The sequence below is a fragment of the Streptococcus oralis SK304 genome (genome assembly GCF_000287715.1).
GTDB classification, from domain to species: domain Bacteria; phylum Bacillota; class Bacilli; order Lactobacillales; family Streptococcaceae; genus Streptococcus; species Streptococcus oralis_Y.
The window spans coordinates 1-24,620 of the sequence record NZ_ALJN01000008.1 but is presented as its reverse complement, the minus strand read 5'-3'; the positions used below and the strand labels follow the sequence as shown (position 1 = coordinate 24,620).

The 24,620-nt window shown below is 41.3% G+C and carries 17 protein-coding genes, 1 tRNA gene, 1 rRNA gene, 1 pseudogene and 1 CRISPR repeat array; of the genes and pseudogenes, 14 read left to right on the top strand and 6 right to left on the bottom strand.

What is annotated here, in order from left to right; genetic code table 11:
• The first annotated feature begins 30 nt into the window (after window positions 1–30).
• The 5 genes from HMPREF1125_RS05270 to HMPREF1125_RS05250 all read left to right on the top strand — a co-directional run bounded on the left by HMPREF1125_RS05270 (window position 31) and on the right by HMPREF1125_RS05250 (window position 4,140).
• Window positions 31–942, top strand: coding sequence for a DMT family transporter (locus HMPREF1125_RS05270; RefSeq protein ID WP_002882909.1), 912 nt, complete (start codon window positions 31–33; stop codon window positions 940–942).
• Window positions 943–1,026: 84 nt separating this feature from the next.
• Window positions 1,027–1,725, top strand: coding sequence for a 2,3,4,5-tetrahydropyridine-2,6-dicarboxylate N-acetyltransferase (dapD, locus tag HMPREF1125_RS05265; RefSeq protein ID WP_000219074.1), 699 nt, complete (start codon window positions 1,027–1,029; stop codon window positions 1,723–1,725).
• Window positions 1,726–1,794: 69 nt separating this feature from the next.
• Window positions 1,795–2,925 carry an N-acetyldiaminopimelate deacetylase gene (locus HMPREF1125_RS05260; protein WP_000885075.1) on the top strand — a complete coding sequence of 377 codons (1,131 nt, stop codon included), beginning with the start codon at window positions 1,795–1,797 and terminating at the stop codon, window positions 2,923–2,925.
• Between the two features lie 11 nt (window positions 2,926–2,936).
• Window positions 2,937–3,476 carry a 5-formyltetrahydrofolate cyclo-ligase gene (locus HMPREF1125_RS05255; protein ID WP_000642763.1) on the top strand — a complete coding sequence of 180 codons (540 nt, stop codon included), beginning with the start codon at window positions 2,937–2,939 and terminating at the stop codon, window positions 3,474–3,476.
• Window positions 3,460–4,140 (top strand): rhomboid family intramembrane serine protease, encoded by a 681-nt coding sequence (locus HMPREF1125_RS05250; protein ID WP_000658481.1) that lies wholly within the window; start codon window positions 3,460–3,462, stop codon window positions 4,138–4,140. The genes HMPREF1125_RS05255 and HMPREF1125_RS05250 overlap by 17 nt, the downstream gene beginning before the upstream one ends.
• Before the next feature lie 45 nt (window positions 4,141–4,185).
• A CRISPR array of direct repeats spans window positions 4,186–6,267; the repeat unit is 36 nt; unit sequence GTTTTGGAACCATTCGAAACAACACAGCTCTAAAAC.
• A gap of 90 nt (window positions 6,268–6,357) precedes the next feature.
• Here HMPREF1125_RS05250 and csn2 read toward each other — a convergent pair.
• The 6 genes from csn2 to HMPREF1125_RS05220 form a co-directional block, all read right to left on the bottom strand.
• Window positions 6,358–7,020, bottom strand: a complete 663-nt coding sequence (gene csn2, locus HMPREF1125_RS05245) for a type II-A CRISPR-associated protein Csn2 (RefSeq protein WP_000700135.1) — start codon at window positions 7,018–7,020, stop codon at window positions 6,358–6,360.
• A complete protein-coding gene (cas2, locus tag HMPREF1125_RS05240; protein ID WP_002876413.1) occupies window positions 7,010–7,354 on the bottom strand; it encodes a CRISPR-associated endonuclease Cas2 in 345 nt (114 codons plus the stop codon). The genes csn2 and cas2 overlap by 11 nt, the downstream gene beginning before the upstream one ends.
• On the bottom strand, window positions 7,351–8,217 hold the full coding sequence (cas1, locus tag HMPREF1125_RS05235) for a type II CRISPR-associated endonuclease Cas1 (RefSeq protein WP_000539863.1): 867 nt from the start codon (window positions 8,215–8,217) through the stop codon (window positions 7,351–7,353). The genes cas2 and cas1 overlap by 4 nt, the downstream gene beginning before the upstream one ends.
• Complete coding sequence (gene cas9 / locus HMPREF1125_RS05230; RefSeq protein ID WP_000428612.1) at window positions 8,217–12,338, bottom strand: type II CRISPR RNA-guided endonuclease Cas9; 4,122 nt, start codon at window positions 12,336–12,338, stop codon at window positions 8,217–8,219. The genes cas1 and cas9 overlap by 1 nt, the downstream gene beginning before the upstream one ends.
• Window positions 12,339–13,022: 684 nt before the next feature.
• Window positions 13,023–13,922: a UTP--glucose-1-phosphate uridylyltransferase GalU gene (gene galU, locus HMPREF1125_RS05225; protein ID WP_000811030.1), complete on the bottom strand. Its 900-nt coding sequence runs from the start codon at window positions 13,920–13,922 to the stop codon at window positions 13,023–13,025.
• A 21-nt stretch (window positions 13,923–13,943) separates the two neighbouring features.
• On the bottom strand, window positions 13,944–14,960 hold the full coding sequence (locus tag HMPREF1125_RS05220; protein ID WP_000745023.1) for an NAD(P)H-dependent glycerol-3-phosphate dehydrogenase: 1,017 nt from the start codon (window positions 14,958–14,960) through the stop codon (window positions 13,944–13,946).
• 206 nt (window positions 14,961–15,166) lie between these two features.
• On the opposite strand from HMPREF1125_RS05220, the gene HMPREF1125_RS05215 reads away from it, so the two are divergent.
• The 9 genes and pseudogenes from HMPREF1125_RS05215 to HMPREF1125_RS05170 all read left to right on the top strand — a co-directional run.
• Window positions 15,167–16,873: an ABC transporter ATP-binding protein gene (locus HMPREF1125_RS05215; protein ID WP_000905734.1), complete on the top strand. Its 1,707-nt coding sequence runs from the start codon at window positions 15,167–15,169 to the stop codon at window positions 16,871–16,873.
• Window position 16,874: 1 nt separating this feature from the next.
• Entirely contained in the window at window positions 16,875–18,641 is a 1,767-nt protein-coding gene (locus HMPREF1125_RS05210; RefSeq protein ID WP_000860003.1) for an ABC transporter ATP-binding protein, read from the top strand.
• Window positions 18,642–18,779: 138 nt separating this feature from the next.
• Window positions 18,780–19,469 carry a gamma-glutamyl-gamma-aminobutyrate hydrolase family protein gene (locus HMPREF1125_RS05205; RefSeq protein ID WP_000124768.1) on the top strand — a complete coding sequence of 230 codons (690 nt, stop codon included), beginning with the start codon at window positions 18,780–18,782 and terminating at the stop codon, window positions 19,467–19,469.
• Between the two features lie 168 nt (window positions 19,470–19,637).
• The gene (locus HMPREF1125_RS05195; RefSeq protein WP_000018247.1) at window positions 19,638–20,987 is read left to right on the top strand and encodes a glucose-6-phosphate isomerase; all 1,350 of its coding nucleotides are present in this window, start codon (window positions 19,638–19,640) and stop codon (window positions 20,985–20,987) included.
• Between the two features lie 127 nt (window positions 20,988–21,114).
• Window positions 21,115–22,575 carry a glutamate--tRNA ligase gene (gltX, locus tag HMPREF1125_RS05190; protein ID WP_000031065.1) on the top strand — a complete coding sequence of 487 codons (1,461 nt, stop codon included), beginning with the start codon at window positions 21,115–21,117 and terminating at the stop codon, window positions 22,573–22,575.
• Window positions 22,576–22,587: 12 nt separating this feature from the next.
• Window positions 22,588–23,022: a cytidine deaminase family protein gene (locus HMPREF1125_RS05185; protein ID WP_000382002.1), complete on the top strand. Its 435-nt coding sequence runs from the start codon at window positions 22,588–22,590 to the stop codon at window positions 23,020–23,022.
• Window positions 23,023–23,205: 183 nt separating this feature from the next.
• Window positions 23,206–23,587: pseudogene (gene tnpA / locus HMPREF1125_RS05180) on the top strand (IS200/IS605 family transposase).
• 226 nt (window positions 23,588–23,813) lie between these two features.
• Window positions 23,814–23,885, top strand: a tRNA-Glu gene (locus HMPREF1125_RS05175).
• A gap of 242 nt (window positions 23,886–24,127) precedes the next feature.
• Window positions 24,128–24,620, top strand: a 16S ribosomal RNA gene (locus HMPREF1125_RS05170); the annotation flags it as partial.

Below are 24,620 nucleotides of genomic sequence, written 5' to 3'. Positions count from 1 at the left end.
TCTTTGTTAGTTTCGTGTTACAATAGGATTATGAATCATTATCAGAAAAAGATTGTTAAGGGAACAGTATACTCGCTACTCTCAGGCTTAATCTGGGGGATCTGTGGGATTTTAGGAGAGTATTTTTTCACTCATTATCCAGTGTCTTCTGGATGGATTACTTCTATGCGTTTACTAGTGGCGGGGAGTTTGGTTTTAGGCTTATCAGCCTTTCAGTTGCGTAGCCGCTTGTTGGATATCTGGCGTGATAAGAAAAATTATCTACCTTTTTTAGCATATGCTATTCTAGGTATTTTTTCTGTGCAGTTTTTCTTTTATCTCTGCGTTGAGTATTCCAATGCGACGACGGCGACCATTTTGCAATTTATCAGCCCTATTTTTATCCTGTTTTACAATCGAATCATTTACCAGAAGAAGGCTTCGATTACAGCTGTTTTCTATGTTTTGATTGCCATGCTAGGTGTTTTTTTGATGGCTACAAAAGGGGATTTGTCCCAGTTGTCCATGACACCTTTGGCTCTAGTAACAGGTTTGCTCAGTGCAGTAGGGGTCATGTTTAATGTTATCCTGCCTCAGCGTTTTGCACGGCGTTACGGATTTGTTCCGACTGTTGGTTGGGGGATGATCCTGGCAGGACTCTTTAGTAATTTCCTTTACCCCATTTATCGGATAAGTTTTCAAGTGGATCTAGTAAGTGTGCTGATTTGTCTGATGATTGCCGTGTTTGGCACCGCTTTTGCCTTCTTCCTATCTATGAAGGCTGTGTCACTCGTTTCCCCGCTGGTTGTATCGGTGGTAAGTGCTAGCGAACCGCTTTCTTCAGCAATATTAAGTGTTCTTTTTCTAGGATTGGTCATGGATGGTTTTTTGGCCTTAGCTATGGTGTTGATTATCGTTCCGATGATTTTCTTATCTGTGGAAGAAGCAAAACAAGCCAAGTAAAGATGTTTATTTGATAGTTGAGGCTTCAAATTTGAAGCCTTTTTTGGTAGAATAGGTATCATTATAACGAACCAGGAGGCGCCTATGACTGTTACAAAAATGAACGCTCAAGAAATTATCCAATTTATCGCCAATGCTGAAAAGAAAACCAGTGTCAAAGTAACCTTTGAGGGAGAACTCGCAACTGCTGTACCAAGCTCTGTTGTCAAACTAGGGAATGTCCTATTCGGGGACTGGAAGGACGTCGCTCCGCTTCTCGAAGGTTTGGTAGAGAATCAAGATTATGTTGTTGAGCAAGATGCTCGTAATTCAGCAGTTCCTTTGCTAGATAAACGTGCTATCAACGCTCGTATCGAGCCAGGTGCGATTATCCGTGACCAAGTTGAAATTGGTGACAATGCTGTTATCATGATGGGAGCAGTTATCAATATCGGTGCTGAAATCGGTGCTGGAACCATGATTGACATGGGTGCCATCCTTGGAGGCCGTGCTATCGTTGGAAAAAATAGCCACGTTGGTGCAGGGGCAGTTTTGGCGGGTGTGATTGAGCCAGCTAGTGCTGAACCAGTCCGTGTCGGAGACAATGTTCTTATCGGTGCCAATGCAGTGGTTATTGAAGGAGTCCAAATCGGCAGTGGTTCAGTTGTTGCAGCAGGAGCTATTGTTACCCAAGATGTTCCAGAAAACGTTGTAGTAGCAGGTGTTCCAGCTCGTATCATCAAAGAGATTGATGCCCAAACCCAACAAAAAACAGCGCTAGAGGATGCGCTTCGTACCTTGTAATTGCAAAAGTAAAAAAGAGGCGGAACCCTTTTTCCAGCCTCTTTCTTCTATCAAAAGGAGGATCGATAGATGTTAGATTTAATTCAGACTAGACGAGATTTACACCAGATTCCAGAGATTGGCTTGGAGGAGTTCGAGACTCAGGCTTATTTGCTGGATGTGATTGAGAAATTGATTGAGGGCAAGGACTTTGTTCAAGTTCGTACTTGGCGAACAGGAATTTTGGTATATTTGCAGGGAAGTCAGCCGGAGCGGACCATTGGTTGGCGGACAGATATTGATGGCCTGCCTATCGTCGAACAAACAGGCCTGCCTTTTGCTTCTCAACACCAAGGTCGCATGCATGCTTGTGGCCATGATTTTCATATGACCATTGCCTTGGGCTGTCTTGAGCGCTCCCTTGAGGAGCAACCCAAGAATAATCTGCTCTTCCTATTTCAGCCTGCTGAGGAGAATGAAGCCGGTGGTATGCTCATGTATGAGGATGGTGCTTTTGGGGACTGGCTACCAGACCAGTTCTATGGCCTTCATGTTCGTCCAGATTTGAAGGTCGGACAGATCGCGACCAATACTCATACACTCTTTGCAGGGACTTGTGAGGTGAAGATTCGTTTCAAAGGAAAAGGAGGACACGCAGCTTTTCCGCATGAGGCCAATGACGCCTTGGTGGCTGCTAGTTACTTTGTAACCCAGGTGCAGTCAGTTGTCAGTCGCAATGTCAATCCAATTGAGGGAGCGGTGGTGACCTTTGGCCTTTTCCAAGCTGGAACAACCAACAATGTCATTACAGACACAGCCTTTTTACACGGAACCATTCGCGCCTTGACTCAGGACATGAGTCTTTTGGTACAAAAAAGAGTTAAGACAGTCGCAGAAGGAGTTGCAGCAGCCTTTGATATGGAAGTCGAAGTGGAACTCAAGCAAGGAGGCTACCTACCTGTTGAGAACAATCCAGCCTTGGCGCGTGAACTGATGGACTTTTTTGAAGAGAAAGACGGAATCGAGTTGATTGATATCGAGCCTGCTATGACGGGTGAGGACTTTGGTTATCTCCTTTCGAAGGTAGATGGCGTTATGTTCTGGCTAGGTATCGATAGTCCCTACGCCCTTCATCACCCTCAGATGAGCCCTAAGGAAGAAGCCTTAGCCATTGGGGTAGATGCGGTCTCTAGTTTCCTGAAGAAGAAGGCAGCAGAGTAGAGGAATTGTCTATGAAAGCAGAACTACGCAAGAAAATTTTGCAAGAAATGAAGACTCTATCTCAGGAGCAAAAACAGGCTATGGATCGAGTTTTAACTGAGCGTTTCTTACAACACCCTTTTTACCAAGAAGCCAAGACCATCGCAACCTATCTCTCCTTCCCTCATGAATTTCAAACGCAAGAATTGATCGATCAGGCGCTGAAGGACGGCAAAAAAGTTCTGATACCCAAAACCTATCCCAAGGGGCGCATGGAGTTTGTGGTCTACGATCCGCAGCAGTTGCTAAAAACTTCCTTTGGTTTACTGGAACCGCAAGGAGACTTGGAAGTGGTGGATCCGTCTCAAATTGATTTAATTCATGTTCCGGGCTTGGCTTTTACAAAAGAGGGCTATCGGATTGGATATGGTGGAGGCTACTACGACCGCTATCTGGAACATTTTGCTGGGCAGAGCCTGAGTACAATCTATCCTTGTCAAATTCAGGAGTTTAACTTGGAAGACCATGATATTCCCGTCAAGGAGGTGCTAACCTATGAAGGAAATCTTTGATAAACGCTACCCTGTGACTAGTTTTTTTCTCCTAGTGACTGGCTTTGTATTTCTACTGATGCTGATTACTACGGGTATCAACTTTGATCAAGCCAAAACTCTGTTTCAGTTTGGAGCTATGTATGGACCGATCATTCGCCTGTTCCCAGAGCAGATTTGGCGCCTATTTTCGGCTATATTTGTGCATATTGGATGGGAGCATTTCATTGTCAATATGATTTCACTCTACTTTCTTGGACAACAGGTGGAGGAGATTTTCGGCTCTAAGCAATTTTTCCTTCTTTATCTCTTATCAGGAATGATGGGCAATCTCTTTGTTTTTGCTTTCACACCGAAAGTTGTAGCAGCAGGGGCCTCCACTTCTCTCTATGGATTATTTGCTGCGATTATCGTTTTGCGCTATGCGATTCGCAGCCCCTATATCCAGCAGTTGGGGCAATCCTATCTGACACTTTTCGTGATAAACATCATTGGAAGTGTTCTGATTCCAGGAATCAGTCTAGCTGGCCATATCGGTGGTGCAGTAGGAGGTGCCTTTCTAGCAGTCATCTTTCCAGTCAAATGGGAAAAAAGAATGTATAGCACTAGCCAGCGAATCGGAGCAACTGTACTTTTTATCGCACTAGCCGTTTTCCTATGCTATAAGGGAATGAGCCATATGTAGGGGGATAGTTAAAAAGCTACTCAAAGAATGAGTAGCTTTTTGTGTAGATTGGAACCATTCGAAACAACACAGCTCTAAAACGGATAAATTTGAGTTATGAAGAGACGATGAGTTTTGGAACCATTCGAAACAACACAGCTCTAAAACAGTATTGCAGAAATATCCTCAGTTCGGTCGGTTTTGGAACCATTCGAAACAACACAGCTCTAAAACCTGCGCCTTGTGAGTTTCCGTATCTGGTTGGTTTTGGAACCATTCGAAACAACACAGCTCTAAAACATTGCTTCGTTGATAGTTTTCTTTGTAAGAGTTTTGGAACCATTCGAAACAACACAGCTCTAAAACGCCAATCCTCAAGCAACCGTTGATAATATTGTTTTGGAACCATTCGAAACAACACAGCTCTAAAACTAACGGATCCGGCATGCGAATACCTAATTGGTTTTGGAACCATTCGAAACAACACAGCTCTAAAACTAAATAGTACACAGCTTGCTAATCCTTTGAGTTTTGGAACCATTCGAAACAACACAGCTCTAAAACAACTTGAAGCGTTTAAGTCGCAGGCTACGAGTTTTGGAACCATTCGAAACAACACAGCTCTAAAACATCAGCATCTTTTTTAGACTCGAAATTTAAGTTTTGGAACCATTCGAAACAACACAGCTCTAAAACTACTTTAAATGTGAAAGTTAATGATATTACGTTTTGGAACCATTCGAAACAACACAGCTCTAAAACCGTAGAAAAGAAGCTGTCAAGAATGAAATTGTTTTGGAACCATTCGAAACAACACAGCTCTAAAACAAGAAAATGTGTGCAATTATTGAGAACCCTGTTTTGGAACCATTCGAAACAACACAGCTCTAAAACTAAATAATTATTATGAATGGCTTGACTAAAGTTTTGGAACCATTCGAAACAACACAGCTCTAAAACAGTGGACTCGATGTTATATGACTTTTAAATGTTTTGGAACCATTCGAAACAACACAGCTCTAAAACCTACTCTTCATAGCCCTATTATATCGCTTTGTTTTGGAACCATTCGAAACAACACAGCTCTAAAACTCTTTATGCTCGCGTACACGAAATCCGAGAGTTTTGGAACCATTCGAAACAACACAGCTCTAAAACCCAATCGTTTTGATCCTTGTATTCTTTATAGTTTTGGAACCATTCGAAACAACACAGCTCTAAAACCATGATTTTGGGGAGGTACTGGAGGATAAAGTTTTGGAACCATTCGAAACAACACAGCTCTAAAACTGGTTATGAACAAGATAGCCACGTTGGTAAGTTTTGGAACCATTCGAAACAACACAGCTCTAAAACTGTTGTAATCATAGGTATACTGAGCTTCACGTTTTGGAACCATTCGAAACAACACAGCTCTAAAACAAGTTCGTAACTGGCAGGCATTACAAGATAGTTTTGGAACCATTCGAAACAACACAGCTCTAAAACACTTCCTTGTCGATGTATGTAAGTACGCCCGTTTTGGAACCATTCGAAACAACACAGCTCTAAAACACGACTTTTTCTTTCTCTTTTGGAATAGCAGTTTTGGAACCATTCGAAACAACACAGCTCTAAAACACCCGTTATAGAAAAACTCGGTCAAGGCTTGTTTTGGAACCATTCGAAACAACACAGCTCTAAAACGATATGTGCAGGAATTGTGATTCCTGTCGGGTTTTGGAACCATTCGAAACAACACAGCTCTAAAACGGTGAAAGCTTTACTAGGGCTATTATTCATGTTTTGGAACCATTCGAAACAACACAGCTCTAAAACGTGGCATTGACTAGCACTAAGGAAACTATGGTTTTGGAACCATTCGAAACAACACAGCTCTAAAACATGACCATCAGTGTGTTTCAACCAGCGTTCGTTTTGGAACCATTCGAAACAACACAGCTCTAAAACAGTCCAATCAAATATTCTTTAGCATTTACTGTTTTGGAACCATTCGAAACAACACAGCTCTAAAACAGGACTAACATGGTACGAAAGTAAAGGTTTGTTTTGGAACCATTCGAAACAACACAGCTCTAAAACCTAGACTTGCTTCATCTATCTTCACTCCCAGTTTTGGAACCATTCGAAACAACACAGCTCTAAAACCTCGTAGAAAAATTTTTCTCACGAAATTTCGTAATCGCGCCATTCGTCCCAGCCAGACTTCAGCTCGTTAGGTTCCAATTGTTACTCTTATTATACCATATTTTCAGGGTTCAAGAAATAGTCTTGATCCATCACATACTGCGGAAAATCATAGACTTTTCGAGGTTCGACAAATAAAACCCTTAGTTGATTGAGTTGGATATACTCTATCAGATTTACCAACTCATCCTTTGATAGATAGGCGGATGCATTGATGAAAACAAGGAGTTTCTTTTTGGAAAGATATTTAAAAACTTGGACAATTTCTAGCATCTTTTCAAAAGGTGTATCACTCAGAGTTTCAACTTTGACCCCTAGCGCATCGATTAACTCCAGAATGGTGATTTCGTCGTATTCTAGGTCCAATTCGTTTTCTAAACACTCAAATGCCAGCAATTCTGTTATCGTAGCTACCAGCTTTTCAATCATGGATTTTACTTCTGGTTTGTCATTGAGTTGATTTTCAAGATCAGCATGTATCAGCTTGAGCATGGCAGGTGAGTTGAGATTATATCCTAAGACATCCGTTATCAGTAGCAACTCTGATTCTTTCAGAGCTTTCAAACGTGTGTCAAATAACTTCAACTCCCCTTCATCAGTGTACTGGTAGAATTGCTTGACGATAGTTGAAAAGGTAAACTGGTCTTCCAACACTAAAAAGGTTGCATTTTCAATAGCTAATGGTTCGTCTAATAGCGGGAAATTAATCTTCATCTCTAGGCTCCTCTCCTAGAAAAACTAAACGGGCATCGGAGTTTGCTACGCTGGTATTTCGCTCGCCATTTAAGTAAATCATGCGAGAAAACTGCTTTTCTGTAACGGTTAAGAGGGTAATATTGCCTTTTTTAGGATTATGAGTTTTAAGGCGTTCAATCATGGCGTTATTAGCAGAGTTGTTGAGCAAGAGCTTGCTATAGATGGAGAATTGGTGCATGATAAATCCCTCGTCTATGAGGAACTTCCGAAATTTTCGATAGGCCTTACGTTCCTCTACGGTATCAACTGGCATATCAAACATTAAAATCATACGCATATATCGATAACTCATATCCTAAACTCAGGAACTCCTTTCTCGGGTTGATTGAGAGCTTGGATGACTTTCTTAGTATAGTCGCTGACGATATTGGACAGGTACATATCTTTACCATTGTAGTGGAAGGTATCTGAGAAAATAGTAAAAAGCTCTCGTTTGATTTTGATAAAAGAACTGTTTCGATTTTCATAGACAATTCTATCAATAATCGGACGGAAAGGCTCCATAATATCGCTAGCGAGGTTGAATTGATTAAACTGATTAGCATGTTTCAATCCAAACTGAGTCATACAGCCAGACAACACAATCTCACGCGCAAACATACTCAAAATCAAGGTGTAGCCGTAGTCCAAGGCAGCATTGATATCACTATCTTGCTCACGGCTGAAATCATTTCCAAACAAGGTGTTGAAATAAATACGAGCTGCGTGTCCCTCACGGTTGCTAGGATCAAACAAATCCAACCCATGATAGAGATCAATGACGGACTGAGATTTTTCTAGAAAACCACAACTCCCCAGATAAAAAGCTTGATTGAGAATTTTTTGTGCAATAATGGTGGTCCAAACTTGTGCTTTAGCTTCCTCGCTCCAAGTAATTTGGCGAGAGAGTTGTAAACTGGAATCGTGCCGACCGTAGTAAGGCATTAAATATGCTGTCGGCAAGCGTTTATCATCACAAAAGATGACCAAAATATTTTCATCCACCAAGCGTTTAATCAACATAGTAGAGAGAACAATATCTGTCGTCTCCAAAAGTAGGATGTCCACCTCGGACAGGTGAATCAACTCTGTCCGAGAGGCATCTTTAAAAATCAAGTGGTTGTTCTTGTAAGAGAGCTTAGAGTGTGTATTGACAACAACGGTTCTCCATCCCATTAGTCTTCTCCTAGTTTGCTCAAGTCAATCCGAGTCTCGTAGAGACCAGTGATGGATTGGTGGATGAGGGTGGCGTTGAGGATTTCGGATACAGTTGTGTATCGTTTTCGATCAACATCTTTGCCAAAAAATTTAAAGGCAGCAGGAGCACCCAAAGCAGTAAAGGTCAACAAATTGATAAACGAATTTGCTAGGATTTCTATATCTGCCTGCTCATTGTCTGCATATAAGTTCTTGATTTTCTCTAGATTTGCATCTGCGAGGACATATTTTTGGGAGAACTCAGATACAAGATTTAATAAACCCTTAAATTCATTTCGGTGTTTCTGAATATATTCCAAATGTTCTGGCTCGTCTAGTCTATGAATGTTTTTAGCATGGTAGAGCAAGGTTGTTAAATGTACTGGAAGCACGATTTCATTGCCTTTTTGAAGTTCTTTCGCACTTGCTAACATCCGTCTGCGACCATTTTTCAGTTCAAATAAACTATACTTAGGTAGGCAGAGGATATTTTCTTTACGGACATTATGATAGCCTTTATTTTCAAGGAAAGCTATAGGACTCTTCTCAAAAGTGGCTTTTTCCATAATCGTGATACCAACTAGAGTTTTGACAGTCTTCAGTCTTTTTGCTTTTCCTTTTTCGATATCGGCAATGAGCAAGATTGAGTAGGCGATAACCGGACTATCAAATCCCCCATATTTAGTAGTGTCCCAAAGAATATCCTTTGTTTTTCGAGGGATTAGCTTATCAGAATTTCCCTTAGGAAGAATGGACTCTTTAGAGAAGCCACCTGTTTGCACCTCTCGCTTCTTCACAATATTCACCTGCGGAAGTGAAAGAACTTTTTTGATTGTAGCGAAATCTTTTTCCTTATTCCAAGCGATTTCTCCGGTATCTTTGGAGTATTCGATATTCTCTCTTTTTACGATAGTTCCGTCTGCGTAATGCACCTCTTCTTTAAAGAAGTTCAACAAGTTTGAGTAGAAGAAATACTTTTCAGTTGCTTTTTCGATTTCTTTAGGGTCTTTGGATCTTGAGATGTATCTCTTAAGATCGTACTTTTGATAGTCACCATAGACGAATTCAGGCTCTAGCTTAGGATATTTCTTAAGGATAGCCTTAGCAACCACTGCATTTAAATAGGCATCATGTGCATGGTGGTAGTCGTTGATTTCCCGTATCTTGTATAACCTAAATTCTTTACGGAAGTTGGAAACCAGGTTGGATTTCAAAGTGATGATTTTGACGGTACGGTTCTTCTTATCCTTCTCATTCACTTCTGTATTATAGCGAGCATCTAAGATCTGAGCAACGTGTTTTGTGATTTGACGTGTTTCAACTAGTTGGCGTTTAATAAAACCAACTTTATCTCGCTCATCTAGTCCGCCGCGTTCAGCTTTGGTTAAATTATTAAATTTACGGTAAGAAATCAATTTGGAATCCAACAATTGTTGCCAAAAAGTTTTCATCTTTTCAACTACTTCAAGACTTGGGACATTATCAGATTTGCCACGATTATCCTTTAAACTCGTCAAGACACGGTTATCAAGAGAATCATCCTTGATAAAGGCTTGTGGGACGATGTGGTCAATGTCATAGCTGCTCAGTTGGTTGATGTCAAGAGGTTTCCCAGTATACATATCCCTCCCATTTTGGAGATAGTAGAGGAAGAGACGATCATTTTGAAGTTGAATATTATCTGTTGGATGTTCTTTTAGAATTTTGGCGTTAAGACCAGATGCTAAGATTTTCAACGAATCTTCAATTCGCTTATATCTTTGTTGGGAATTCTTTTTCCCTCTGGCAGTTGTCTGATTTTCTCGTGCCATCTCAATCACAATGGACTCAGGTTCGTGTCCCATAACCTTGACAAGTTCATCAACAAGCTTGATACTTTGTAAAATTCCCTTTTTAATGGCAGGGCTTCCTGGAAGTTCTTGAACAACTTGTTTCACATCATCTGTCTTACCAACCACTTGTGCTTTTTTGATAATTTCTTTGAAAGAAAGCTCGTCATCATTGATTAACTGCATAAAGTTACGATTGTTGTAGCCATCATCCATTAGATAATCAAGAATCGTTTTGCCAGTTTGTTTATCGCGGATACCGTTAATTAGCTTAGAAGAGAGTTTTCCCCAACCAGTATAATGTCGACGAGTTAGTGCTTTAATAACTTTCTCATCAAAGAGAGAGTCATATTGAGCAAGGCGTTGCTTAATCATCTCACGATCTTCAAAGATAGTTAGCGTATGGACGATATTTTCAAGAATCTCTTCATTATTAGGGTCATCCATAAACTCTTTATCCTTGATAATCTTGAGTAAATCATGATAAGTAGAAAGACTAGCGTTAAATTGTTTTTCAATTCCTTTTAGTTCGATTCCATCGTAGCCATCAACAGTATGTAGATACTGGATGATGTCTTTTTCGGTTACTTTTCTTTTATCCTCGGCCTTAAAAAGAGTATAAAAAATATCTTTCTTTTGCCTGCTATCAAGGAATTGATAGTCTCTCAATCCTTCTGCAATAAATTTTACTTTTGTTAATTCATTGTAGACAGCAAATGTTTCATACAACAGACTATGCTTAGGCAAAACTTTTTCCTCTGGGAGATACAAGTCATAGTTAGTCATTTTATTGATGAAGGATTCCGCAGAGCTTGCTTTATCAACAATTTCTTCGAAATTCCAAGGTCGGATTGCTTGGTCAGAATTTCGAGTCAGCCAAGCAAAATCACGATTGCCACGAGCTAATGGGCCGACGTAGTAAGGGATACGGAAGGTTAAGATTTTTTCAATCTTTTCTTTGTTTTCCTTCAGGAATGGATAATGTTCTCCTTGCCGACGGAGAATGGCATTCATTTCTTGAAGATGAATTTGATGAGGAATAGAACCATTATCAAAGGTACGTTGTTTTCTCAAAAAATCTTCACGTTCAATTTTCTCAAGGAAATAATCTGCTCCTTCGAATTTAGAGAGAAGATTTTTGATATATTTGTAAAAGGATTCTTGTGTGGTCTTGCCATCGATATATCCAGCATACCCATCTTTAGATTGGTCAGAAAAGACTTCATCATATTTTTCTGGAAGATTGGTTTTGATGAATTGTTTTAAAGTGGCTAAGTCTTTTTGGTGATTTTCATAGCGCTCAATCATAGATGCTGACAGTGGAGCCTTGGTTGAAGGATCTGTGACAGTCAAAATGCCTGATAGAAGAATCGCATCATAGAGTTTTTTAGCGGCCACGAAAAGGTCTGCAAAGTCATCTCCAATTTGTCCGAGTAAGTTTTCCAAATCCTCATCATAGGTATCTCTAGAGAATTGTAGTGGAGCTTTTTCTTCTAAGTCAAAATGTTTTTTAAAATCAGCCTGATTTCCTACAATTAACTTGAGAAATTCTGAAAAGAGACCAGTGGATTTTTCATCAGGAAAGAGTTTTAGAACGCGTTCTCTCTTTGCAGATTTGCTAATTTTATCAGTAAAAATTGCTTCTACTTGTACGTTTTGTCCACTAAGCGAATTTCCTTCAAAGGTGTTGTTGTAAATGCTTATAAATTCATTAAAGATTTTTTGGATATCATTGTTTTTAATATCAAATGTATCTTCGTATAAAAAATGCCCGCGATATTTAATCATATGAGCTAATGCTAGATAAATCAATCGCAAGTCAGTTTTTTCTTTTGAATCTGCTAATTGCTTTCTCAAATGATAAATAGTTGGGAATTGCTTATGATATTCTTTTTCTTCTATCAAGGTAGCAAAAATAGGGTATTTACTCCCTTTTTTATCCTCAGGAATTAAAAAGGAGTCATCCAATCGATGAAAGAAACTACTATCTACCTTGCTCATTTCCTCAGCAAAGATTTCTTGAAGATAGCGAAGACGATTTTTCCGGCGGGTATAGCGACGACGTGCAGTTCGTTTAAGGCGTCTAGCCTCAGCAGTAGTTCCCTCATCAAACAATAGAGCCCCGATGAGATTTTTCTTGATAAATCGTTTATCGGTATTACCCAGAACTTTCATCTTTTTCGATGGAACTTTATAATCGTCAGTAATGACGGCCCATCCGACGCTGTTAGTTCCGATATCGAGTCCGATAGAGTAATTTTTGTTTTCCATGTATAAAAACCTCCGTTGTATTTGTATTAAGATATAATTTTAAAATTAAGAAATGAGAGCTTTGATTAAGTCAATGCATCCATTTATAAACTTTACTAACTCAGTTAGAATAGCTAAATTATCTTTAGTGAATTTGAACTTTTTCAAAACAATCCCCTTAAAATATAACTTTATTTAATTATATCATTCTAACTAAAGAGTTCAATAGAATAATGATGAAATATCGGTAAAAATGTGCTAAAATTGATTATAAGTTATATTTTAGTTTTAGAACTGTATTGTTTCAAATGAGGATAAACAAGCTTTTTGTCGTATCTGTAAAATGATTTACATTTCACTTGATAATCTTTGACAAGTATAGTACAATGAAGTTGTTGGAACTATTCGAAACAACACAGCAAGTTAAAATAAGGCTTTGTCCGTACACAACTTGAAAAAGTGCGCACCGATTCGGTGCTTTTTATTTTATTATACTAACTCATTGTACTCCTATTTTTATAAAAAAACAAATAATATCGTAGCGCTTTCATAAAATTCGAGTTCAATTCGGTGGAGCTTTTAAGTGGATTAACTGAGAAATACGATTTCCTTTTGTTGGTTTATATGTTTGAGATGATAGAAATATAAAATAAAAAGAACTGGGATAATTAACTATCCGAGTTCTTTTTTATATGAACTGTTCTTCTATTCTCCCTTAGCTAACTCTTTTCCGAGTTGGATGAGGTAGTCTTTCAAATCGTCTTTGACTTGTGGGTGTTTGAGAGCGTAGTCGATGGAGGTTTTCATAAAGCCAAACTTGTCTCCGACATCGTAACGAGCCCCCTTGAACTCACGAGCAAACACACGTTGTGTTTTATTGAGGGTATCGATTGCATCTGTCAGCTGAATTTCGTTTCCTGCGCCTGGAGCTTGGTTTTCGAGGATTTGGAAAATTTCAGGCGTGAGGAGGTAGCGTCCGATAATAGCAAGGTCGCTAGGAGCATCCTCTGGCGCTGGTTTTTCAACGAAGGTTTCAACGCTGTAAAGGCCGTCTTTTCCTTCGCCTTGCGGAGCAATAACTCCATAGGCAGATACTTCGTCATGAGGGACTGGCATAACCGCGATAGTAGACGCGTGAGTACGCTCGTAGTCATCCATAAGTTGTTTGGTAAGTGGAACAGCCTTTTCGTTGGTGATATCCATCAAGTCATCACCAAGCATAACGACAAAAGGTTCATTTCCAACGAAAGCCTTGGCTTGCAAAACAGCATCGCCGAGACCACGTGGATGCGTTTGGCGGATAAAATGCAGGCGCATGCCAGTTGTTTCATCAACTAGCTTCAAAAGATCTGTTTTCCCTTTTTCTTTGAGGTTGTATTCCAATTCAAAGTTTGAGTCGAAGTGGTCCTCGATAGAACGTTTTGACTTACCCGTAACAACCAAGATATCTTCGATTCCAGACTTGAGAGCTTCTTCAACGATAAACTGGATAGTTGGCTTGTCTACGATTGGCAACATTTCCTTGGCCAAGGCCTTAGTTGCTGGGAGGAAGCGAGTTCCCAATCCAGCGGCTGGGATGACTGCTTTTCTGACTTTTTGTTTCATGATGTTCCTTTCTATAAGGGTCTACGACCATTCGTTTTCTGCTTTAAATTCATTGCTCATGATGTCAGTGATTGCTTCTTTGATATTGACACCTTCGTAGATAACTCGGTAAATAGCCTGTGTGATTGGCATGTAGACACCCAATTCCTGAGCCAGTTCGTAAGCTGCTCGAGTTGTTGAAATGCCTTCAATGACCATACCCATATTAGCCTCAATGTCTGCGAGGGATTCTCCACGACCTAGAGCATCACCAGCCCTCCAGTTACGAGAGTGGACAGATGTCCCAGTTACGATCAAATCTCCAACTCCAGAAAGACCGCTATAAGTCAGAGGGTTAGCTCCAAGAGCGACCCCTAGACGGGTGATTTCAGCTAAGCCACGGGCAATGATAGCTGCCTTGGCATTGTCGCCAAACCCTAGTCCATGTAATGCACCTGCACCAACTGCAATGATGTTTTTAAGAGCACCAGCGGTTTCAACCCCGATAACATCCGTATTAGTATAGAGACGGAAGTAGTGATTGCTAAAGAGATTTTGGACGTACTGAGCAGTTTCGAGGTCTTTAGAGGCTGCTGTAATCAAGGTAATATCCCGTACAATAGTTTCCTCAGCGTGGCTAGGTCCTGAAACAACAACGACTTCACTACGAAGGTCAGCTGGAATTTCATCTTCAAGAATGGTTGAGAGGCGTTTGTGGCTATCTGGTTCCAAGCCTTTGGAGGCATGCATGATGACAACCTTGTGATCAAGCACCTTTGCTACTTGTTGGGCAACCAGTCTCGTTACTTTTGTTGGGACCACAAATAAAACAGCATCCACATCCTTTAGTGTTTCTTCCAAGTCATGATAGGCTTTGATCTTTTCGTCGAGTAGGATATCTTTGAAGTAGCGTTTGTTTGTATGTTGGTTATTGATTTCATCAATTTGGTCAGAAATATTTCCCCAAATTCGGACCTCGTGTCCATTGTCGTTTAGGACCTGCGAAAGGGCAGTTCCCCAAGAACCAGGACCCAAGACAGCGATGGTTTGTTTCTTCATCTTTTCCTCCTTGTAAGAGTTCTTCCTTTCATTTTACCATAAAAAGCCTTTTCATGCATCACCTGTATATGAAAGCGCACTAATTTATAATAAGGAGACTTCTTTGACAAGATTCCTCTTTTTTGCTAGAATAGCATCAATATGAACGAATGAGAAGGAGCTGACGCAAGATGTCGCTCCCTTTATCTATTTTATTAGGAGGAAATATGCTCATTAAAAAAATAAAAACCTATAAATGGCAAGCCTTGGCATCCTTAATGATGACAGGCTTGATGGTTGCGAGTTCGCTCTTGCAACCGCGCTATTTGCAAGAGGTGTTAGAGGCTTTGTTGGCCGGTCAAAATGAGGCTATTTATAGTATTGGCGCTTGGCTGATAGGAGTAGCCCTAGTCGGTCTGGTTGCAGGTGGGGTCAATGTGACACTTGCAGCCTACATTGCTCAAGGCGTATCTTCGGACCTTCGGGAAGATGCTTTTCGCAAGATTCAGACCTTTTCTTATGCCAATATTGAGCAGTTTAATGCGGGTAATCTTGTCGTCCGAATGACCAATGATATCAACCAAATTCAGAACGTGGTGATGATGGCTTTTCAAATCCTCTTCCGTCTCCCTCTTCTTTTTATTGGTTCCTTTATTTTGGCGGTTCACACTCTTCCATCACTTTGGTGGGTGATTGTCCTCATGGTGCTCCTAATCTTTGCACTAACTGCTATTATGATGGGGATGATGGGGCCACGATTTGCTAAGTTTCAAACCCTTCTTGAACGGATCAATGCTATCGCCAAGGAAAATCTACGTGGTGTGCGCGTGGTCAAATCCTTTGTACAAGAAAAAGCACAGTTTACCAAATTTACCGAGGTTTCAGATGAACTTCTCGGTCAAAATCTTTATATCGGCTATGCCTTCTCAGTTATAGAACCCGTTATGATGCTAGTGGGCTATGGTGCGGTCTTTCTCTCTATCTGGTTGGTGGCTGGAATGGCTCAGTCAGATCCATCTGTTGTGGGCTCTATTGCTTCCTTTATCAACTATCTCAGCCAGATTATCTTTACTATTATCATGGTTGGTTTTTTAGGAAATTCTGTCAGCCGTGCCATGATTTCCTTGCGTCGTATCCGAGAGATTCTAGATACTGAGCCAGCGATGACCTTTAAAGATCTCCCAGATGAGGAGTTAGAAGGAAGTCTCTCTTTTGAAAATGTGACCTTTACCTATCCCAATGATGATGAACCTATGCTGAAGAATGTAACCTTTGATATTGCGCCTGGTCAGATGGTCGGTGTGGTTGGGGCTACTGGAGCAGGGAAGTCCACTCTAGCTCAGTTAATTCCACGACTGTTTGATCCACAGGAGGGATCTATCAAGATTGGTGGCAAGGATATTCGAGACGTCAGCGAGGGAACCTTACGTAAAACAGTTTCCATCGTCTTGCAACGTGCTATTCTCTTTAGTGGAACCATTGCAGATAATCTTCGCCAAGGAAAAGGCAATGCTAGCGTGTCCGAATTGGAACGTGCAGCACGAATCGCCCAAGCCAGCGAATTTATCGGACGCATGGAAAACAAATTTGAGAGTCCGGTTGAAGAACGAGGCACCAACTTTTCTGGTGGACAAAAACAACGGATGTCGATTGCCCGTGGGATTGTCAGCAATCCCCGTATCCTGATTTTTGACGATTCGACTTCAGCATTGGATGCCAAGTCAGAGAGACTGGTGCAGGAAGCTTTGAACAAAGACCTGAAAGGGACGACAACCATTATCATCGCTCAAAAGATTAGTTCAGTCGTCCATGCAGACAAGATTTTGGTCTTGGACCAAGGGCGCTTGATTGGAGAAGGACGGCATGCAGACTTGGTAGCTAACAATGCCGTTTACCGCGAAATCTACGAAACACAAAAGGGAAAGGAGGAATAAAATGAAAACCGTTCGATTTTTCTGGAATTATTTTAAAGTCTACAAGCTCTCCTTTGTCATTGTGATTCTGATGGTTGCAGTTGCGACGATTGCCCAAGCCCTCTTTCCAGTTTTTTCAGGTCAAGCAGTAACAGAGCTCGCTAACCTAGTTCTGGCTTATCAAAATGGAACTTCCGAACTAGCCTGGCAGAGTTTATCAGCTCTGATGCTGAATCTAGCCCTGGTTGTCCTTGTCTTGGTGGTGTCTAGCTTGATTTACATGACCTTGATGACCCGTGTGATTGCCGAGTCGACAAATGAGATGCGTAAGGGCCTTTTTGGTAAACTTTCCCGTTTGACGGTTTCTTTCTTTGACCACCATCAGGATGGGGATATCCTTTCTCGCTTCACTAGTGACTTGGATAACATTCTTCAAGCCTTCAATGAAAGCCTAGTTCAGGTCATGAGCAATATTGCTCTTTACATCGGTTTGATTTTTGTCATGTTTTCAAAAAATGTGACGCTAGCCCTGATAACAGTAGCTAGCACCCCAGTGGCCTTTCTCATGTTGGTTTTCATCGTGAAGATGGCCCGCAAGTACACTAATCTCCAGCAAAAAGAGGTTGGGAAACTCAACGCCTACATGGATGAGAGTATTTCTGGACAGAAAGCTGTTATCGTACAAGGAATTCAAGACGACATCGTAGCAGGATTTGTGGAGCAAAATGAGCGCGTGCGTAAGGCAACCTTTAAAGGGAGAATGTTCTCAGGAATCCTCTTTCCAGTTATGAATGGGATGAGCTTGGTTAACACAGCTATCGTTATTTTTGCAGGTTCGGCTGTCTTGCTGAACGATCCAAGCATCGAAACAACGACAGCCCTAGGCTTGATTGTCATGTTTACCCAATTTTCTCAGCAGTACTACCAGCCGATTATCCAGGTAGCTGCGAGTTGGGGTAGCCTCCAGTTGGCCTTTACTGGGGCGGATCGTATCCAAGAAATGTTTGATGCAGAAGAAGAAATCCGTCCGCAAAATGCACCAGCCTTTACGGAATTACGAGAAGGTGTTGAAATCAGTCATATTGATTTCTCTTATGTGCCAGACAAGCCGATTTTAAAAGATGTCAGCATTTCAGCTCCTAAGGGGCAGATGATAGCTGTTGTCGGTCCGACTGGTTCAGGGAAAACGACCATCATGAACCTCATCAATCGTTTCTACGATGTGGATGCAGGTAGCATTTCCTTTGATGGGAAAGACATTCGTGACTATGACTTGGATAGCCTGCGGAGCAAGGTCGGGATTGTCCTGCAGGATTCGGTCTTGTTTAGTGGGACAATCCGAGACAATATCCGCTTCGGTGTACCAGATGCCAGTCAGGAAATGGTCGAAGCAGCTGCCAAGGCAACTCATATTCATGACTATATCGAAAGCTTACCTGACAAGTATGATACTCTTATTGATGATGAGCAAAATATCTTCTCAACTGGTCAGAAACAATTGATTTCCATCGCTCGGACCTTGATGACAGATCCCCAAGTTTTAATCTTAGATGAAGCAACTTCAAATGTGGATACCGTAACAGAAAGCAAGATTCAACATGCCATGGAGGCAGTAGTAGCAGGTCGAACCAGTTTTGTGATTGCCCATCGTCTCAAGACCATCCTCAATGCCGATCAGATTATTGTCCTCAAAGATGGAGAAGTCATTGAACGTGGGAATCATCAGGAACTCTTGAAACTCGGCGGTTTCTACTCAGAACTCTATCACAATCAATTTGTATTTGAATAAGAAAAAAGTTGTCCTCTTGGGCAACTTTTTCTTGCCCATAAAAAATACTTATCACGGTCTTTTAAAAAACATATTAGACAGCAGAGAGCTTGAATGATAAGATAGGACTATCGTTAGAAAATCGAAAGGAGCCCCATCATGGCTAGAACGGTTGTAGGAGTTGCTGCAAATCTATGTCCTGTAGATGCAGAAGGGAAAAACATTCATTCATCTGTATCTTGTAAATTTGCAGAGAGCATTCGTCAGGTCGGCGGTCTCCCCTTGGTTATTCCTGTTGGTGATGAGTCCGTTGTTCGCGATTATGTGGAAATGATCGACAAACTGATCTTGACAGGTGGGCAAAATGTCCATCCTCAGTTTTATGGAGAGAAAAAAACTATCGAGAGCGATGATTACAACCTTGCTCGTGATGAATTTGAATTGGCACTCTTGAGAGAAGCACTCCATCAGAATAAGCCAATTATGGCAATCTGTCGTGGGGTTCAGCTGGTCAATGTTGCTTTTGGCGGCACCCTCCACCAAGAAATTGAGGGTCACTGGCAAGGCTTGCCTTTTGGAACATCTCATTCTATTGAGACAGTGGAAGGAAGCGTGGTGGCTAAGTTGTTTGGCAAAGAAAGTCAGGTCAACTCAGTCCATCGTCAAAGTATTAAAGATCTGGCGCCTAATTTCCGTGTGACAGCGGTGGATCCTCGAGACCAGACCATCGAAGCGATTGAGTCTATCGACGAGCATCGTATCATTGGTTTGCAGTGGCATCCAGAGTTTCTGGTCAATGAAGAAGACGGCAATTTAGAACTATTTGAGTATTTATTAAATGAACTGTAACGGTTAGAGTCTCTAGCCGTTTTTATTCGTCCTTTCAGATTTTTTATATTTTAGCATTTTTACGCAAACGTTTGAATTCTGATAAAAATTGGGCAAATTCAATAAAAAAGCTTGAAAAAATCGAAGGTAAGCGTTATGATAGAAAAGAAGAAATATTGGAGGATTATCATGTCACATATTAAATTTGATTATTCAAAAGTTTTAGACAAATTTGTTGCCCCACATGAAGTGGAATACATGCAAGCACAAGTAACAGCTGCAGACGAATTGATTCGTAAAGGAACTGGTGCTGGTAGCGACTTTTTGGGTTGGTTGGACCTTCCTGAAAACTACGACCGCGAAGAATTCGACCGCATCTTGAAAGCTGCTGAGCAAATCAAGTCAGATAGCGATGTTTTGGTGGTGATCGGTATCGGTGGATCATACCTTGGTGCCAAAGCAGCTATTGACTTCTTGAACCACCACTTTGCTAACTTACAAACAAAAGAAGAGCGTAAAGCGCCACAAATCCTTTACGCTGGAAACTCAATTTCATCTACTTACCTTGCTGACTTGGTAGAGTACGTAGCTGACAAAGACTTCTCAGTAAACGTGATTTCTAAATCAGGTACAACAACAGAACCAGCCATCGCTTTCCGTGTCTTTAAAGAACTCTTGGTTAAGAAATACGGTCAAGAAGAAGCTAACAAACGTATCTACGCTACAACTGACCGCCAAAAAGGTGCTGTTAAGGTTGAAGCAGATGCCAACGGTTGGGAAACATTTGTTGTTCCAGATGACATCGGTGGACGCTTCTCAGTCTTGACAGCAGTTGGTTTGCTTCCAATCGCAGCATCAGGAGCTGACATCAAGGCCCTTATGGAAGGTGCGAATGCAGCTCGTAAAGACTACACTTCAGACAAGATTACTGAAAATGAAGCTTACCAATACGCAGCAGTTCGTAACATCCTTTACCGTAAAGGCTACGCTACTGAAATCTTGGTAAACTACGAGCCATCACTTCAATACTTCTCAGAATGGTGGAAACAATTGGCTGGTGAGTCAGAAGGGAAAGACCAAAAAGGGATTTACCCAACTTCAGCAAACTTCTCAACTGACTTGCACTCATTGGGTCAATTTATCCAAGAAGGAACTCGTATCATGTTTGAAACAGTTGTTCGTGTTGACAAACCACGTAAGAACGTGATCATTCCTACTTTGGAAGAAGACCTTGACGGACTTGGTTACCTTCAAGGAAAAGACGTTGACTTTGTAAACAAAAAAGCAACTGACGGTGTTCTTCTTGCCCACACAGACGGTGATGTACCAAACATGTACGTAACCCTTCCAGAGCAAGATGCCTTCACTCTTGGCTACACGATCTACTTCTTCGAATTGGCTATCGCCCTTTCAGGTTACTTGAATGCCATCAACCCATTTGACCAACCAGGTGTTGAAGCATACAAACGCAACATGTTTGCCCTTCTTGGAAAACCAGGATTTGAAGAATTGAGCAAAGAGCTTAACGCACGTCTATAATAAAAGAAAAGAGTGGCCTGACCACTCTTTTTACTCTCTTTATCCGTAGAAATTGGACTCAGGCGAGACTTGTGATATAATATAGAAAGCAAAAAGGCAGACGCCTAGAGACTTTATAGGAGAAACTATGTCAAAAGATATCCGCGTACGCTACGCACCAAGTCCAACAGGACTACTACACATCGGAAATGCCCGTACAGCATTATTCAACTACCTTTACGCACGCCATCATGGTGGAACTTTTATTATTCGTATCGAAGATACCGACCGTAAACGCCATGTTGAGGATGGTGAACGTTCACAGCTTGAAAATCTTCGTTGGTTAGGAATGGATTGGGATGAAAGTCCAGAAACTCATGAAAACTATCGCCAATCAGAGCGTTTGGAACTCTATCAAAAATACATCGACCAATTGCTAGCTGAAGGAAAAGCCTACAAATCTTACGTTACAGAAGAAGAGTTGGCAGCTGAGCGCGAACGCCAAGAAGCAGCTGGTGAAACACCACGCTACATCAATGAATATCTTGGCATGAGCGAAGAAGAAAAGGCGGATTACATTGCAGAACGTGAAGCAGCTGGTATCATCCCAACTGTCCGTTTGGCTGTCAATGAGTCTGGTATCTACAAATGGCACGATATGGTCAAAGGTGATATCGAGTTTGAAGGTGGCAATATCGGTGGTGACTGGGTTATTCAAAAGAAAGACGGTTACCCAACTTACAATTTTGCTGTTGTGATTGATGATCACGATATGCAAATTTCTCATGTTATCCGTGGAGATGACCACATTGCCAACACACCCAAACAGCTTATGGTTTATGAGGCTCTTGGTTGGGAAGCTCCAGAGTTCGGTCACATGACTTTGATCATCAACTCTGAAACGGGTAAAAAATTGTCTAAACGCGACACCAACACCCTTCAGTTTATCGAAGACTACCGTAAAAAAGGCTATTTGCCAGAAGCAGTCTTTAACTTTATTGCTCTTCTTGGTTGGAACCCAGGTGGCGAAGATGAAATTTTCTCACGTGAGGAATTGATTAAACTCTTTGATGAAAATCGTCTCAGCAAGTCACCAGCAGCCTTCGATCAGAAGAAACTAGACTGGATGAGCAACGACTACATCAAGAGAGCTGACTTAGCAACTATCTTTGAGATGGCAAAACCATTCCTAGAAGAAGCAGGGCGTTTGACTGACAAGTCTGAAAAAATGGTGGAACTCTACAAACCACAAATGAAGTCAGTGGATGAAATTGTTCCATTGACAGATCTTTTCTTTGCAGATTTCCCAGAGTTGACAGACGCTGAGCGCGAGGTCATGGCAGGAGAAACCGTTCCGGTTGTTCTAGAAGCCTTCAAAGCGAAACTAGAAGCAATGACAGATGAGGAATTTGTGACAGAAAACATCTTCCCGCAAATCAAAGCAGTCCAAAAAGAAACAGGCATTAAAGGAAAAAACCTCTTCATGCCGATTCGTATTGCTGTATCAGGTGAAATGCATGGACCAGAACTTCCAGATACGATTTACCTATTAGGTCGTGAAAAATCTATCCAGCATATCGATAACATGCTCAAAGAGATTTCTAAGTAAAAAGGACTTCCAATGGATACTTGGGAAAAGATGTATGAAGAAGCACGAACCTTATTCAATCCCCATGAAGTTTCTGACTTTGTTTATGCTAACCATGTTGTTGCTGCGATAGAAGCAGAAGATGGTCAAATCTTCACAGGATTCTGTATGGAGGGCACTTGTGGCGTTTTTCATCTCTGTGCAGAACGAGCGGCTCTCTTCAATATGTATCAATTTTCAGGACAAACTAAAGTTAAGAAAATCCTCACCTTTCGAGATAAACCTCCCTACGGCGAAGGATCAGGTATGCCCTGTGGCGCATGCAGAGAATTTCTCTTAGAATTGAATGCTGAAAATAAAGAAGCAGAGTTCATGATGGACTACAAAACAAGAAAAACAATCAAAGTTGCCGAGTTAATCCCATACTGGTGGGGAGAGGAACGTGCGACTAATTGGCAAGATAAATAGAAGGAGTCAGTTTTACTGGCTCTTTTCCCTTATTATGTGACTATTAGTCCGTCTCGCTCCGTAAGGTGCTAGACCAATAAACCACCCGCTATGCGGGTGCGCGTCGAAGGTTATACCAAAAAAACTCCAAACGCGATAACAATAAAGGTGTTCAAGCCAATTGTAAAGCGAAAGGAGAAAAATATGGCACAAAAGGCACATAGTTTATCACACACAAAGTGGATGTGTAAATATCACATTGTGTTCGCCCCTAAGTATAGACGAAAAATCATTTATAATCAATATCGAAGTAGTTTGGGAGAAATATTCCACCAAGGATAAGTGTTTCAAGTTTCATGGGTTATTTAAAAGGCAAAAGTGCACTCATGATGTTTGACAAACACGCCAACCTCAAGTACAAGTTTGGTAACCGACATTTTGGGGCAGAAGGTTACTACGTGAGTACAGTAGGACTTAATAAAGCCGCAATTAGGAAATATATCCAAGAACAGGAAAATATGATATAGCACTAGATAAATTAAGTGTAAAAGAATATGAGGATCCCTTTAGGGATAGTGGTAAGTAGTATCAAGGTCTCTTTAAGAGGCAAGTGACGAGTCAAGAGCAATAAGGCTTGAACAACGTGAAAGCCAGCGTCTTTAGGCGCTGGCTGGTGATTTGGGCTTATAGCCCTGGTGCAAACCACCCGTTAGACGGGTGGTTATGATTTTTTCAGAATTTCGGTAAAGAGGTAAAAAAGTTCTTGACAAAGGAGGAAAAGTAGGTATAATAGAAAGAGTTGAAAAGCTCAAGGTCCGTTGGTCAAGGGGTTAAGACACCGCCTTTTCACGGCGGTAACACGGGTTCGAATCCCGTACGGACTATGGTATGTTGCGGATGGAACACTTGATGAAAAAAGTTCAAAAAAGTTTCAAAAAAGTGTTGACAGAGAGAGTTAGCTGTGATATACTAATATAGTTGTCGCTTGAGAGAGATTGAGTGACAAAGACCTTTGAAAACTGAACAAGACGAACCAATGTGCAGGGCACTATAACTAAGGTTATAGTACTGAACAATGAAAAAACAATAAATCTGTCAGTGACAGAAATGAGTGAGAACTCAAACTTTTAATGAGAGTTTGATCCTGGCTCAGGACGAACGCTGGCGGCGTGCCTAATACATGCAAGTAGAACGCTGAAGGAAGGAGCTTGCTCTTTCTGGATGAGTTGCGAACGGGTGAGTAACGCGTAGGTAACCTGCCTGGTAGCGGGGGATAACTATTGGAAACGATAGCTAATACCGCATAAAATGGATTATCGCATGATAATTCATTGAAAGGTGCAAATGCATCACTACCAGATGGACCTGCGTTGTATTAGCTAGTTGGTGGGGTAACGGCTCACCAAGGCGACGATACATAGCCGACCTGAGAGGGTGATCGGCCACACTGGGACTGAGACACGGCCCAGACTCCTACGGGAGGCAGCAGTAGGGAATCTTCGGCAATGGACGGAAGTCTGACCGAGCAACGCCGCGTGAGTGAAGAAGGTTTTCGGATCGTAAAGCTCTGTTGTAAGAGAAGAACGAGTGTGAGAGTGGAAAGTTCACACTGTGACGGT

Excerpts from the sequence above, each read along its gene's own strand:
- HMPREF1125_RS05270 (WP_002882909.1), top strand. The coding sequence starts at position 31 with ATGAATCATTATCAGAAAAAGATTGTTAAGGGAACAGTATACTCGCTA.
- dapD (WP_000219074.1), top strand. The coding sequence starts at position 1,027 with ATGACTGTTACAAAAATGAACGCTCAAGAAATTATCCAATTTATCGCC.
- HMPREF1125_RS05260 (WP_000885075.1), top strand. The coding sequence starts at position 1,795 with ATGTTAGATTTAATTCAGACTAGACGAGATTTACACCAGATTCCAGAG.
- HMPREF1125_RS05255 (WP_000642763.1), top strand. The coding sequence starts at position 2,937 with ATGAAAGCAGAACTACGCAAGAAAATTTTGCAAGAAATGAAGACTCTA.
- HMPREF1125_RS05250 (WP_000658481.1), top strand. The coding sequence starts at position 3,460 with ATGAAGGAAATCTTTGATAAACGCTACCCTGTGACTAGTTTTTTTCTC.
- csn2 (WP_000700135.1), bottom strand. The coding sequence starts at position 7,020 with ATGAAGATTAATTTCCCGCTATTAGACGAACCATTAGCTATTGAAAAT.
- cas2 (WP_002876413.1), bottom strand. The coding sequence starts at position 7,354 with ATGAGTTATCGATATATGCGTATGATTTTAATGTTTGATATGCCAGTT.
- cas1 (WP_000539863.1), bottom strand. The coding sequence starts at position 8,217 with ATGGGATGGAGAACCGTTGTTGTCAATACACACTCTAAGCTCTCTTAC.
- cas9 (WP_000428612.1), bottom strand. The coding sequence starts at position 12,338 with ATGGAAAACAAAAATTACTCTATCGGACTCGATATCGGAACTAACAGC.
- galU (WP_000811030.1), bottom strand. The coding sequence starts at position 13,922 with ATGAAACAAAAAGTCAGAAAAGCAGTCATCCCAGCCGCTGGATTGGGA.
- HMPREF1125_RS05220 (WP_000745023.1), bottom strand. The coding sequence starts at position 14,960 with ATGAAGAAACAAACCATCGCTGTCTTGGGTCCTGGTTCTTGGGGAACT.
- HMPREF1125_RS05215 (WP_000905734.1), top strand. The coding sequence starts at position 15,167 with ATGCTCATTAAAAAAATAAAAACCTATAAATGGCAAGCCTTGGCATCC.
- HMPREF1125_RS05210 (WP_000860003.1), top strand. The coding sequence starts at position 16,875 with ATGAAAACCGTTCGATTTTTCTGGAATTATTTTAAAGTCTACAAGCTC.
- HMPREF1125_RS05205 (WP_000124768.1), top strand. The coding sequence starts at position 18,780 with ATGGCTAGAACGGTTGTAGGAGTTGCTGCAAATCTATGTCCTGTAGAT.
- HMPREF1125_RS05195 (WP_000018247.1), top strand. The coding sequence starts at position 19,638 with ATGTCACATATTAAATTTGATTATTCAAAAGTTTTAGACAAATTTGTT.
- gltX (WP_000031065.1), top strand. The coding sequence starts at position 21,115 with ATGTCAAAAGATATCCGCGTACGCTACGCACCAAGTCCAACAGGACTA.
- HMPREF1125_RS05185 (WP_000382002.1), top strand. The coding sequence starts at position 22,588 with ATGGATACTTGGGAAAAGATGTATGAAGAAGCACGAACCTTATTCAAT.